Genomic DNA, 12277 nt, shown 5'->3' with positions numbered 1-12277 from the left:
CCTGGTCGGCGATCGCAGGTAGTGGAACAAGAACAGCGGCAAGCTCATCGGGGTCGTCCAGGGCTCCACCGGCGACGCCGCCGCGATAGAGCAGCGGGGGAGCAGCGGCGGCGACGAGCAGCGGTGGCGGCTCGTCGTCGCCAACTGAGGGGCGGGGGCGCCGCGGGGCGCTACGACCGCGGGCGGCCGCGCCGCGCGAGCGCGAGGAGCCCCGCGAGCGCCGCGGCGAGCGCTGCGGCGCCGGGCGGAGAGCCCGCCGGGCCGGAGGCGCTGCACCCCGCCGCTGCCGGCGAGAGACCGCCGTCCGCGTCGCCGTCGCCCATCAGCTCGGTGCCGTCGGTCAGCTCCGGCAGCGCGTCGGGCTCGTGCAGATCCCGGGCGAACACCGGCGCGTCGGGCAGCTCGTCGCCGGTGAACGACGTGGAGAGCACCTCGCGCGCGCCGTCCTCCGGCGTGAGCGCCACGGTCGCAGCGAGGCGCGCGGGGGAGCCTTCCTCGCCCGCGACCTGGAACAGCGTGTTGCCGATGGTCACGTACCAGCTCCCGTCGAGCCAGCGCCCGTGCCCGAGATCCGTGCTGATCTCCTCGGGCGCTGCGCCCGGCCCGCCGATGTAGCGCTTGCCGCCGTTCAGGAAGAGGACCTCGCCGGAGTCGCTGAGGCCGTCGTGGCCGACCCGGAGCTTCACCTGATCGAACGTGCTATCCGTCGCGAAGTCGCTGATCTGATGCTGCTCGCCGTCGGCGGCCCGCAGCCACACCTGGTTGACGGCGCCGTCGCTCTTCAGGAAGCCTGTGTGGCCCGCGTGCACGAGCAGCCCGGCGGAGGTGCTCGTGATCGAGTCGCCGAGGAAGACCTCCTCCCCATCCGCCGTGTACAGGTAGCTCGAGCTCGTGCGCCCGTCCCACCACCGGCCGGCGACATTCGTCCCGTCGGTGATCGGCCGCTGCAGGTTGCCCTCGTGATCCCCGAGGAGCGACCTCCCGGGGCCGACGATCGAGGCGTTCTCGTAGGTGCCGAAAAAGATCTCGCCGGAAGCCGCGATGTCGGCCTGGAACGGCGATCGGCTCCCCGCGCTGGCCCAGAGGGTCCTGTTCTTCCCCGTGGACAGCGAGTGCGCGAGGGCCCAGTCGTCGCTGTTCGTGGTCCACACCGCCGTGTCCCCGTTCACGGCGTCGAGGCGCGCCGCGCGCGCGACGGTGTTCCGTGTGCCATCGACCCACGAGAAGATGTAGCCGTTCGTCGTCTGGTACACGGCCCCGGACGGCGTGAGCGCCCCGTAGACCGCGCTGAGCGGGGCAGCGTCTCCGCCTTGCTGCATCCTCTCGAGCCACGTCACGGCCTGTGTCGCGCGCTCGAAGATCCCGAGGCGCGCGAGGTGATCCAGGAAGAGGAACCGCGTCGCATCGAAATCGAGGATGGCGCCGGGGGCGCGCTGGACGGCGGTGAGCCGCTGGCTTCGGTCGACATGGATGGGGCCGACCGTCGTGGTGACGTTCGGGCCGATGCCGACGTTGGCTGAGATCGTGAGCGTGTACGTCCGGCCCGACGGGAGCCAGTAGCCGCTGTGGCCCTCCGCCTCCTTGATGTAGAGCCGTCCCGGCACGGGCTGCGGGTAGGGCGACCACACGTCGTTGTAGAAGGAGTAGCTTCCGCTCGGGCTGCTGAACTGCGCCGCGAGCTCCTTGCACTCGTAGGGCGGCGTCGGGATGCACTTCGCTTCGAAGCGCCAGCCCGCCGTGAGGGTGTCGTGCGGCCGCACGTTCCACGCGAGGGTCGGGGGCGCGTACCGGTGCAGGGTGCGCTGCGCGCTCCCCACATCGCCGAACGTGCCGTACGCGTCGACCGTCACGACGTGAGGGCCGTACGGTAGCTCGCCCCCGAGCTCGCCGAGATCGAACGACCCCTCGAAGTAGCCGTCTTCCGTCGGCGTGAGCTCGATGAGGAGCCCTTCGAACTCCGCTTCTACGTAATAGATGCCGTCGGGCGACGACGCCGCGACGCGAACCGGGACCGTCTCCCCCTCGATGAACTCGCCGGTTTGCACGATCTCGATCGTGACGGCGGCGTGAGCGGCCTCGGCCGAGAGGGACAGGGCAATAGCAATCGCGGTGCCAACGTGTCGACGGTAAGCTTGCATGGACCCTCCGTAGTCAACACGCTTAGGTGCGCCCGCCGTCTCCGTCATTCAATTTTTCTCGTCGGAGGGGTCGATCGCGAGCCACGCAAGGAGGGGGGCGAGGCGATGCCGCGCACGACGGGGACGAAGATGCCGCTCACCACGTCGGCGAGCCGCGCCGGCCATCACGGTCTACCCCGGAAGGTCCCGTGCGGCAGCGGCGGCGTCGTCGACGCGGGCCCGTCGGCGCCGGGCGCCTGCCCGTCGGCGCCGGGCGCCTCGCCGGCCGGGCGCCCTGCCGCCCGCGGTGCTACGTGCGCGGGCGCGCCATGGAGCAGATCCTTCCGGCTCTCGGGGTGAGCGCTGTCGTGTTCATCTCCACGAACGTCGACGACATCCTGTTGCTCTCGGCCTTCTTCTCGGACCCCGACTTCACGCCGCGCCAGGTCGTCGCCGGTCAGTTCCTCGGCATGGCCGCGCTCGTGGCGGCCAGCGTCGCGTGCGCGCTCCTCGCCGTCCGCGTGCCGGACGGGTGGATCGGCCTGCTCGGCCTGGCTCCGCTCGCGCTCGGTCTGAGAGGCCTGTGGGCGCTCTGGCACGGCGACGCCGAGAAAGACGAGGGCCCGGAGGACAGCCCGCGCGGCGGCGCGTCGCGCAGCCGAGCGCTGGCGGTGGCGAGCGTCACCGTCGCCAACGGCGGCGACAACCTCGGCGTCTACGTCCCGCTGTTCTCCAGCTCCCCTGGGCTCATCCCCCTCCATGCGGCGGTGTTTGCGGTCATGACGGGCGCCCTGTGCGCGCTCGGCCACCGCCTCGTCCATCACCCGGTCCTGGGCAGCCGCATCCGGCGTCATGGCCGCGCGGCGCTGCCGTTCGTCCTGATCGGCCTGGGGCTCTGGATCCTGTCGGATGCCATCGTGCTCGTCCGTGGTCCCGTGGCGGGGATGAGAGGAATCCCAGCCGTGGTTCTGTGATGGGGTTGAAGAGGAACCACAGAGGGCGTAGAGGGCACAGAGGGGAGAGAACAGAGGAGAGGCCGTGTGTCGTCTGTGCCTCTCGGGTATGTTCCGCAACCGCGCGCACCGCAGGCCATCCCGCAACCGCGCCTGCCGCGGGTCATCGAGGTTCCACGGACAGGCGTCCCTGAACCTGTGTGATAGATGGAGCGGAATTTTTCAGCGCGAGATGGGCTGTTCGGGGCAGGCGCCTGCTGCTCGCTGCGGTCCGCAGCGCTTGCTTGCTGCGGCCACCACGTGCTGCCTGCTGCAGCCATCATCCGCGCGTTGTGAGGGGCTGGGCCATCGGGCGTCGCGCCCCGCATCTCGACGGCGGCCGGGCGGATCGACCCTGCGAGCGCCCTGATCTGCGCAGCCGTCGCTCCCGGGTCGCTGTGGCCCGATGCCTGCTAGTGGCGCGGGCGGACGAGGCGCCGTCGCGAGCTCCGGCCTTTCGGGGCGCCTCGTCGCTCTCCCAGCGTGAATGCCATGTTTCGAGCAAGAAAAGAGCCGCCCGTGACCACGGTCTCGGGCGCGATGCGTGAAATCGCCGTCGCCGGTGCCGTCGTGGCGCGGGCCGGGTCGCTCCGTGACGGCGCGCGGCCCGGGACGCTCCCGGCAGCCGAGGAGCCGTTCGGGCCCGCGCCGGTGCGCGAGCGCAGAGGAGGCGACGGTGCCTGTCGCGCGATGTGATGCGGCCGGCCAGCTCGCCCTCGATGAGGCGCTCGAGAGGGGCGAGGCGGTCGTCCTGCCGACGCCCTCGCCGCTGGCTTACGTGGTGGCTGCGAAGACGGCGAGCGCCGTGAACCGGGCGAAGGGCCAACCGGACCATCAGCCCGTCGCCGCGTGGGAGCCGCGCTTCGATCGGATCGCGCCGCACGTCGGGCTCGACGAGGCCGAACGCCGTCGTCTCGGCTGGCTGCTCTCGGTCGAGCGGGTGACCGCCCTCGTGCCGCGGGCCCGCGACGCCGGCGCGCCCGACTGGCTCGATCCCGCCACGCAGTACGGCATGGCGCTCCTCTTCGGCATCACGTGGGATCCCATCGCCTGGCTGCTCGAGCGCCATGCCCCGCTGTTCGTGAGCAGCGCCAACCGCCCCGGCGTGCCGCCGGCGGTCGATCTGCGGCAGGTCCTCGCGGCCTTCGACGCCGAGGTCTGGGTGCTCGACGGCGACTCGCTGCGCGAGCGCGCGCGCCCGCACGCCTCCACGACGACGCTCCGCTTCGTCCCCGGACGCGGCTGGGAGATCCACCGGCACGGCATCCAGGACGCCCTCCACGCGGCCGTCGCCCGGAGCGACTACCTCGCCGACGTCCTCGCCCGCGCCGACGCCGCCCTCTTCCGCAGGCCTCTCCCTCGTCGCCATGACGGCCGCGGAGGCCGCCAGGCGCGGCGCTCGCGCGCCGGCGACCGCGACCGCCCCGCGCTCCTCCGCGCCCCCGGCCCCCGCGGCCCAAGGCTCCAGCAAGCCTAGCTCTGCGCGTCAGGAATCCGGCCGGAAGAGCCGGTCAAGGACGACACCCTCGTCGACCCACGCTCGGCGGAGGAGCGCTCGAACGACGCGCGGCCCGTCGGACTGGCCATCCGAGAAGTAGGATGTGCGGATCGCGTATGACCGGGCACGTCGATGAGCTCGACGGCCTTGGCGCAACCCGCGCATCGGCCCTCCAGGCGCGCTGTGCGTCGCGGCGCACATCCTACCTCGACCGGTCCCGCTGTCCTTCACCCAGCTTCACCCAGCATCGATGGGCGGCTCAGGCGAACGTAGCGAGCGATCCGAGCCGAGGACGCCGGTCCTCTCGATGAACCGCACGGCCGGACGGGCTCAGGGGCGAGAGAGGCGATGTGTGGATGCTGCAATTTTCAACGTGGAGTTTCGACAGACCCTCATGGTAAGGTGATCCCTGTCAGGGGGGGAGATACCTAGTACGTAGGTGGATGAGGGGGGATCTGGCCTACCATGCGTGGCGGCGCGGTCTCGTGCTGCATCCGCTGCATCAGACAAGAGGGGTGGAACGGTGTCTCGGAAGAAGATTCTGCTGGTCGACGATTCTCAGACCATCTTGCGCATCGAGCAGATGGCGCTGCGCGATCACTACGACATCATCACGGCGAACGACGGCGGCGAGGGCATCGCCGTGGCGATGGATCAGCGGCCCGATCTCATTCTCCTGGACGTCGTCATGCCGCACGTGGACGGGTTCGACGCCTGCCGGCGGCTGCGCGCGGACGAGGCGACGCGCAGCACGCCGATCCTGCTCGTCACCAGCCGAAACGACGTCGCTCACATGGAGCAGGGCTTCCGGTGCGGTTGCTCCGATTTCGTCTCCAAGCCCATCGACACGATGGAGCTCCTGGAAAAGGTGAGGAACTGTCTTGGCGACTGACGCAGCGGCCAGGGCATCGGGGGGCGCATACCGCGCTCCTTCCGGCGACGCCGATCGATCCGGCTCTCCGTACGACGACGTCGGTGGAGAGGACATGGCCATACCGTCCGGCGCCACGGCACCGCCGGTGTCTGCCGGACCGCCCAGCTGGCGCGCGCTGCCGGTGAAGACCCACCACGTCATGCCGGGCCAGATATTCGCCTCGTCCGAGCCGACCGCGGTGACCACCATCGTTGGATCGTGTGTGGCCATCTGCCTCTGGGATGCCACGACCGGCGTCGGCGGGATGAACCACTACGTGCTCCCGGAGTGTCCGAGCCCGAGGATGGCCTCCGCCCGCTTCGCCGATATCGCATGCCAGCGCCTGCTCGAGCGGCTCATGGAGCTCGGGGCCTCCGGCCGGGCGCTGCAAGCGCGCGTCGTCGGGGGCGCCTGCCTCATTTCCGCGTTCCGGGAGCGCGGCACCCACCTCGGCGCCCAAAACGTCGATGCCGGGCTTGCGTTACTGCGCGCGGGGGGAATACGGATCACCGAGCTGGAGACGGGCGGCAACCGGGGACGCAAGGTCGTCTTCCGGACCCACGACGGTGCCATCGCCATCCAGCCCCTGTGAGCCGCATGGATACGGATCGCGACGAGCTCCTCCTGACGTTCATGGCAGAGGCGCATGAGATCGTCGACGAGATCGAGCGCGCGCTGCTGCAGCTCGAGGCCGGACACGACGTCTACGACGTGCTCCAGCGCGTGTTTCGCGCCACCCATACGCTCAAGGGGACCGCCGGCTCGGTAGGCCTCGGCAGCTTGAGCGATCTCGGGCACGCGGCGGAGGACGTCATCGAGGCGCTCTGCCGCGGCGACCTCGCCCTCACGACGCCCGTGGTCTCGCTGCTGCTCGAGACGGTGGACGCCGCCCGCCGGCTCGTCGCCGATGTCGAGCGGGGACAGGTCGAGCGCAGCACCTCTCACCACGAGGTCATCGCGCGCCTCCAGGAGGCGCGGCGCGGAGCGGCAGCGGCGCCGCAGGGCGCGTGGACGACGAGCGCGCGCCGCGCGACCGAGGACGACGCGGAGGGCGCGACCGGCATCAAGAGCATCCGTGTCGTCGTCGAGAAGCTGGATCGGATGGCGGATCTCATCGGGGAGCTCACCCTCGGCCGGAACAGGATCGCGCGGACGCTCGGAGCGGTGCGAGGGGAGGCTGGCGCTGCGCTGCGCGACGAGATGGAGGAGCAAGATCGGCTCTGCAAGGAGCTGGAGGAGGCGGTGCGCGCCGCGCGCATGGTGCCGGTCGGCCCCTGGTTCCGGCACTACGAGCGCACGGTGCGCGATCTCGCCCACGCGCACGGGAGGCTGGCGCGCCTCGTGGTCGTGCACGGCAACGTCGAGGTGGACACGGCCGTGGTCGAGCGGTTCCGGGACGCCCTCACGCACCTCCTGCGCAACGCCATCTGCCACGGCATCGAGGCGCCCGAGGCGCGGCGCGCCGCGGGCAAGGACCCCTGCGGCACGATCACCTTGCACGCCGCGCACGAGCGGGGCGGCATCGCGCTCCGGATCTCCGACGACGGCGCCGGCATGAGCCGCGAGCGCATCGCCGCGCGGGTCCGGGCGCTGGGGAGGCACCCTGCGCCCGGCGCCCTCTCGGATCATGAGCTGTTCAGCCTCGTGTTCGAGCCCGGGTTCTCCACGGCGACGGAGTCGTCCCACCTGGCGGGGCGCGGCATGGGCATGGATGTCGTGCGGCGCCGCGTGGAGTCGATCCAGGGCACGATCCGGATCGAGAGCCGCGAGGGGCACGGCACGTCGCTGCTGATCCAGCTCCCGCTCACCCTGGCCACCATCGAAGGGCTCTCGGTCGGGATCGGCGACGAGCGGTACGTGATCCCGCTCCGCGCGGTGCTCGCCTGCTGCGATCTGCCCCGCGGCTCGCTCGCGCACGGCGGCGCGCAGGGGCTCATGGTCCGGCGCGGGCGCGCGCTGCCGTGCGTCCGCCTCCGGGCGCTCTTCGGGCTCGGCGGATCTCCCCCGCCGGACGAGCGCGTCGTCGTCGTCGCGCTCGACGGCGCCGAGGCAGGCCTCGTGGTCGACTCCCTCGAAGGCGAGGCGCGCACGGTGGTCAAGCCGCTCGGCCAGCTCTTTCGCCGCGTCCCGGGCATCTCCGGCTCGACCATCCTCGGCGACGGCAGCGTGGCGATGATCCTCGACGTCGACGCGCTGCTCGGCGGCGTCCTCAGGGACGCGGTCCCGGTCGACGCGCTCGACGAGCGCAGGTCAGCGCCATCGGCCGCCGGAGGCAGCCCAGGATGAGCCGGCGCCCCGGCGCGCGGCGCGCGCGTTGCCCATCTCTCTCCATGGAGGCGTCATGATCTCCGGCGCGTCGAGCCCCGTGTCGCAATACATCTCCTTCATCATCGCCGGGGACGAGTACGCGGTGAACATCCTCCGGGCGCGGGAGATCGTCGAGCGCAGCGTCACGTCGCGGGTCCCGATGATGCCGGCGTGCATCGTCGGCGTCATGAACCTCCGGGGCCGCGTCGTGCCGGTCATCGATCTCGCGGTGCAGCTCGGGCTGCCGCCGACGAGGGTGAGCCGGTGGACCTGCGTCCTCATCGTCGAGACCGAGCTCGACGGCGAGAACACCCGCCTCGGCCTGCTCATCGATGGCGTGGGCGATGTGCTCACGCTCTCCGAGGACGAGATCGAGCCCGCGCCGACCTTCGGCGCGCAGGTGCGCGTGGATCAGCTGCTCGGGCTGGCGAAGGTAGGCGAGAAGCTCGTGCTGCTGCTCAACATCGACCGCATCCTCTCGCCGGCGGAGCTCCTGGCCTCGACGACGCTCGGCCTCTCGGCCCCCGGGGCCCCGCCGGCGCTCCCCGACAGCCTCGGCGCGCCGGCAGAGGAAGGGGACAGGCGATGATCTCGATCGCCGAGCTGAGCCCGCGCACCCTCAACGACGAGGAGTTCGTGCTGTTCCAGAGGCTCGTCAAGCGCCTCTCGGGCATCGCGCTGGGCCCGCAGAAGAAGCCGCTCCTGCTCTGCCGCCTCGGGCCCCGGCTCCGCGCGCTCGGGCTCCGCAGCTTCGGCGAGTACTACCGCCGTGTGACCGCGGCGGGCGGCGAGGGCGAGCTCGTGCACATGCTCGACTGCATCTGCACGAACGAGACGCACTTCTTCCGGGAGCGCGAGCAGTTCGATCTGCTCGAGCGCGAGATCCTCCCCGCGTGGCACGCGAGCGCGGGCCGCGGAGCGCCCTCGGCGCGCGGCGGCCGCCCGCTGCGCGCCTGGAGCGCAGCCTGCTCGACCGGAGAGGAGCCCTACTCGATCGCGATGACGCTGCTCGACAGCCTGCCCTCCCCGGATCGCAGCGCCGCGGCGGGACAGGCGTCGCCAGGGGCAGGCGCCGCGTCGACGGGCGCTCCGGGGATCTGCATCCTCGCGACGGACCTGTCCGCCCGTGCGCTCGACCAGGCGCAACGCGCCGTGTGGCCGATCGAGCGGGCCTCGGAGATCCCGGAGGAGCGCCTGCGCGCCTACATGCTCCGCGGGACGGGCGCGAGCGCGGGCCTCATGAAGGCCCGGCCGGAGCTGCGCAAGCTCGTCACCTTCCGGCGCTTCAACCTGCTCGACGCGGCACCCAAGCGATTCGGCCTGTTCGATCTGATCTTCTGCCGGAACGTCCTCATCTACTTTGACGCTGCGACGAAGGCGTCGATCGTGGCGAGGCTCATCGCGAGCCTCGCGCCTTCAGGGTACCTGTTCCTCGGACACGCCGAGGGCCTCCACGGGACGGACCACCGCGTGCGATGCGTCGCGCCGTCCGTTTATCGGCTCCAGCCCCCGCCGGGGCTCGAAGGAAGCCGCAACACACCCAGCCCGGAGCATGCATCATGCTTGCGCATATCGGAGTAGGCCGGAAGCTCTACCTCGGCTTCGCCACCATGGTCGTCATCGTCCTCGTCCTGGCGGGCACGGCCTACAAGAGGTTCGCGGAGCTCGACGAGGCCCGCTCATGGGACCAGCACACGTACGAGGTGATGCTCGCAACGAGTGACATCATGGAGTCGCTGCTCGACACCGAGACAGGGGAGCGCGGCTTCATGATCACCGGGGTGGAATCCTTCCTGGAGCCGTACCGCGGCGGGCGCGACCGGTTCGAGAAGAGCCTGAGCCGCGCCCGGGAGCTCACCAGGGACAACCCGCGCCAGCAGGTGCGCCTCGAGAAGGTCGCCAGGGACCACAACGAGTGGCTCGCCTCCGTGCTGGAGCCGGCGATCCAGCTCCGCCGCAGCGCGGACGAGGCGAGGCTGCCGCCGGAGCGCGCCGTCGAGGACGTCAGGCGGGGGCGCGGGAAGGGCCTCATGGACCAGATGCGCGCGACGCTCAAGGAGATCGATGACGAGGAGCTCGCCCTCCTCGGCCAGCGGCAGGCGGCCACGAACGCGCTCGTCACGACGATGTACGTGACGCTGCAGGTGGGAGGTCTGCTCGCGCTCGTCGTCGCCGCGATGCTCGCGATCCTCTTCAGCCGGATGGTCCTGGTGCCGCTCAACCAGGCGGTATCGATCCACCAGCGCATCGCCGAGGGCGACTTCACGGGCGACGTCAAGGTGAAGAGCTCCGACGAGTTCGGCCAGATGCTCGGCGCCGTGAAGGTCATGTCGGACCGCCTCGCCGGCCTCATCGGCGAGGTCCGGAGCGGCGCGGTCTCGGTCTCCTCGGTCTCGGTGCAGCTCTCGGCGACAGCGCAGAGCCTGTCGCAGGGCACCAGCGAGCAGGCGGCGTCCGTGGAGGAGACGATGGCCAGCCTGCAGCAGCTGAACGGCACGATCGCGAAGAACGCCGCCAACTGCAAGCAGGTCGAGGAGACCGCGCACCGGAGGACGAAGGACGCGGAGCAGAGCGGTCAGGCCGTCCGGGAGACGGTCGAGGCGATGAAGGCGATCGGGCAGCGGATCGTGATCATCGAGGAGATCGCGTACCAGACGAACCTGCTCGCCTTGAACGCCGCGATCGAGGCGGCGCGCGCGGGCGAGCACGGCAAGGGCTTCGCCGTCGTCGCCACGGAGGTGCGGCGGCTGGCCGAGCGGAGCCGGGACGCGGCGAAGGAGATCGGCTCGTTTGCCGCGTCGAGCATCGTCGTCGCGGAGCGCTCGGGACAGCTCATCGCGGAGCTCGTCCCGTCGATCCGGGAGACCGCGGAGCTGGTGCAGGGCGTCGCCGTGGCATCCAAGGAGCAGTCGAACGGCGTGGCCCAGATCAGCGGGGCGGTGGAGCTGATAGAGCAGTCAACGCAGCGCAACGCGGCGATCGCCGAGGAGCTCGCCAGCACGGCAGCCGAGCTCTCGGCGCAGGCAGAGCAGCTCCAGAACGTGATGGCGTCGTTCCGGCTCTCTCAAGAGGGCGACGGCGACCTCGGCAACAAGCCCCCGGGCGCGGGCCGTCCCCCGGAGCGCCAGGGCGGCAAATCGTTGTGGAGGCCGCCGCTCAAGGGCCGATCGAACGGCGGCGCATCGGGCAATGGGCGCGCGCCGCACGCCGCGGGCGATCAGGACTTCGTCCCGTTTTGACACCCTGCCTCATCGGCCTCATCGGGCTGATGCCGGCTCGACCTTCGCAGCGCTCGGCCTTCGAGGCCAGCACCAGGGCGAACGACGGGCCGACGAGGCTGCGCTCGCTCTGATGCTTGGACACCTAGCGGCCTCGACGCCGCCTTCGCGGGAGCGCGTGGGTCACAGCTTCGAGGCGGCGTGGTCCCAGTTCACCAGGTTCCACCATGCCTCCACGTACTTCGCCCGGGCGTTGCGGTAGTCGATGTAATACGCGTGCTCCCACACGTCGCACGTGAGCAGCGGCGTCTTGCCCTCCGTGAGCGGGCACCCGGCGTTGCCCGTCTGCACGATCTCCAGCTTGCCGGAGCTGTTCTTCACCAGCCAGGCCCAGCCCGAGCCGAACTGACCGATGGCCGCGGCGCTGAACTTCTCCTTGAACGACGACACGCTCCCGAACGCCGCCTCGATCGCCGCCCGGAGCGCGGCGGGAGGCTCACCGCCGCCCTGCGGCTTCATGCTGTGCCAGTAGAACGTGTGATTCCACACCTGAGCTGCCTGGTTGAAGACCGCGCCGGACGTCGTGCGCACGAGATCCTCGAGGCTCTTGCCCGCGAGCGCCGCGTCCGCTGCCACGAGCTCGTTCAGCTTCGTGACGTACGCGTTGTGGTGCTTGCCGTGGTGGAAATCGAGCGTCTCGGCCGAGATGTGGGGAACAAGTGCGTCTTTGGCGTAGGGGAGCTCGGGGAGCGTGAAGGTCATGTATCTGTTCCTCGCGGTGCGTGTCGATGGCCACGCGCTCGTGGCAGCCTGTTGTGAGTAGCTCGGCAAAGACCTTCGGGTGGCCCTCCAGCCACGGATCGAACGTCCGCGCTTCGCGGCCAAACAGCCGCTCCGCGTCGCCGGGTCCGGCGACAACGTAGCAGCTCCGGTGGGGGCGCGTGGCGCTTTGCCAATGCGTTGGCAGTTTTCCATCCGTTTGGAGGGACGGCCTTCCGGCCAGCGGTCGAGTGGCTTCGCTGGCCTGCCAGATCCGACCCAGGCCGGCTCGATCCCTGGCGCTTCCCGGCGTCCTTCCTCGCGGGCTCGGCAGCGCTGGTGTATCAGGTCGTCAGGCAGCGCGCCCCCTACGCGATCTACGGTGTCGACATCCTGTCGGTCACGATCGCCGTCATCGCGTTCATGCTGGGTCTCGGCCTCGAGAGTGGGGCGCGCTCGCGACGGCGCCCGCA

General features: G+C 70.8%; 10 protein-coding genes and 1 pseudogene. 9 read left to right on the top strand and 2 right to left on the bottom strand.

All coding sequences use genetic code 11. The annotated features are described in order from the left end of the window. Positions 1-37: 37 nt before the first annotated feature. Positions 38-148: pseudogene (locus WMF24_RS21330) on the top strand (hypothetical protein); the annotation flags it as partial. A gap of 22 nt (positions 149-170) precedes the next feature. On the opposite strand, the gene WMF24_RS21325 reads toward WMF24_RS21330, so the two are convergent. Further along, positions 171-2045 carry a hypothetical protein gene (locus tag WMF24_RS21325; RefSeq protein ID WP_437738266.1) on the bottom strand — a complete coding sequence of 625 codons (1875 nt, stop codon included), beginning with the start codon at positions 2043-2045 and terminating at the stop codon, positions 171-173. 401 nt (positions 2046-2446) lie between these two features. On the opposite strand from WMF24_RS21325, the gene WMF24_RS21320 reads away from it, so the two are divergent. From WMF24_RS21320 to WMF24_RS21285, 8 genes are all read left to right on the top strand, one after another. Next, a complete protein-coding gene (locus tag WMF24_RS21320) occupies positions 2447-3091 on the top strand; it encodes a cadmium resistance transporter (RefSeq protein WP_437738265.1) in 645 nt (214 codons plus the stop codon). Positions 3092-3785: 694 nt separating this feature from the next. After that, the gene (locus WMF24_RS21315) at positions 3786-4586 is read left to right on the top strand and encodes a Sua5/YciO/YrdC/YwlC family protein (protein ID WP_437738264.1); all 801 of its coding nucleotides are present in this window, start codon (positions 3786-3788) and stop codon (positions 4584-4586) included. A gap of 544 nt (positions 4587-5130) precedes the next feature. Next, the gene (locus WMF24_RS21310; protein WP_437738263.1) at positions 5131-5499 is read left to right on the top strand and encodes a response regulator; all 369 of its coding nucleotides are present in this window, start codon (positions 5131-5133) and stop codon (positions 5497-5499) included. A gap of 94 nt (positions 5500-5593) precedes the next feature. Then, a complete protein-coding gene (locus tag WMF24_RS21305) occupies positions 5594-6112 on the top strand; it encodes a chemotaxis protein CheD (protein WP_437738262.1) in 519 nt (172 codons plus the stop codon). A 5-nt stretch (positions 6113-6117) separates the two neighbouring features. Further along, positions 6118-7806, top strand: coding sequence for a chemotaxis protein CheA (locus WMF24_RS21300; RefSeq protein ID WP_437738261.1), 1689 nt, complete (start codon positions 6118-6120; stop codon positions 7804-7806). Between the two features lie 55 nt (positions 7807-7861). Continuing rightward, positions 7862-8416: a chemotaxis protein CheW gene (locus tag WMF24_RS21295; protein WP_437738260.1), complete on the top strand. Its 555-nt coding sequence runs from the start codon at positions 7862-7864 to the stop codon at positions 8414-8416. Continuing rightward, positions 8413-9408, top strand: a complete 996-nt coding sequence (locus tag WMF24_RS21290; protein ID WP_437738259.1) for a CheR family methyltransferase — start codon at positions 8413-8415, stop codon at positions 9406-9408. Before WMF24_RS21295 ends, WMF24_RS21290 begins: the two co-directional genes overlap by 4 nt. After that, positions 9387-11066, top strand: a complete 1680-nt coding sequence (locus WMF24_RS21285; protein ID WP_437738258.1) for a methyl-accepting chemotaxis protein — start codon at positions 9387-9389, stop codon at positions 11064-11066. Before WMF24_RS21290 ends, WMF24_RS21285 begins: the two co-directional genes overlap by 22 nt. A gap of 162 nt (positions 11067-11228) precedes the next feature. Here WMF24_RS21285 and WMF24_RS21280 read toward each other — a convergent pair whose 3' ends face one another. Next, the gene (locus WMF24_RS21280; protein ID WP_437738257.1) at positions 11229-11807 is read right to left on the bottom strand and encodes a superoxide dismutase; all 579 of its coding nucleotides are present in this window, start codon (positions 11805-11807) and stop codon (positions 11229-11231) included. Positions 11808-12277: the final 470 nt, after the last annotated feature.

The sequence above is a fragment of the Sorangium sp. So ce1335 genome (assembly GCF_051521615.1).
GTDB lineage: Bacteria > Myxococcota_A > Polyangia > Polyangiales > Polyangiaceae > Sorangium.
Note: the sequence above shows the minus strand (reverse complement) of the source record. Positions and strands in the feature narration are given on the sequence as shown.

What these genes read in the sequence shown, in the direction of transcription:
- WMF24_RS21285 (WP_437738258.1), top strand. Translation starts at nt 9,387, where the DNA reads ATGCTTGCGCATATCGGAGTAGGCCGGAAGCTCTACCTCGGCTTCGCC.
- WMF24_RS21295 (WP_437738260.1), top strand. Translation starts at nt 7,862, where the DNA reads ATGATCTCCGGCGCGTCGAGCCCCGTGTCGCAATACATCTCCTTCATC.
- WMF24_RS21320 (WP_437738265.1), top strand. Translation starts at nt 2,447, where the DNA reads ATGGAGCAGATCCTTCCGGCTCTCGGGGTGAGCGCTGTCGTGTTCATC.
- WMF24_RS21305 (WP_437738262.1), top strand. Translation starts at nt 5,594, where the DNA reads ATGGCCATACCGTCCGGCGCCACGGCACCGCCGGTGTCTGCCGGACCG.
- WMF24_RS21290 (WP_437738259.1), top strand. Translation starts at nt 8,413, where the DNA reads ATGATCTCGATCGCCGAGCTGAGCCCGCGCACCCTCAACGACGAGGAG.
- WMF24_RS21280 (WP_437738257.1), bottom strand. Translation starts at nt 11,807, where the DNA reads ATGACCTTCACGCTCCCCGAGCTCCCCTACGCCAAAGACGCACTTGTT.
- WMF24_RS21300 (WP_437738261.1), top strand. Translation starts at nt 6,118, where the DNA reads ATGGATACGGATCGCGACGAGCTCCTCCTGACGTTCATGGCAGAGGCG.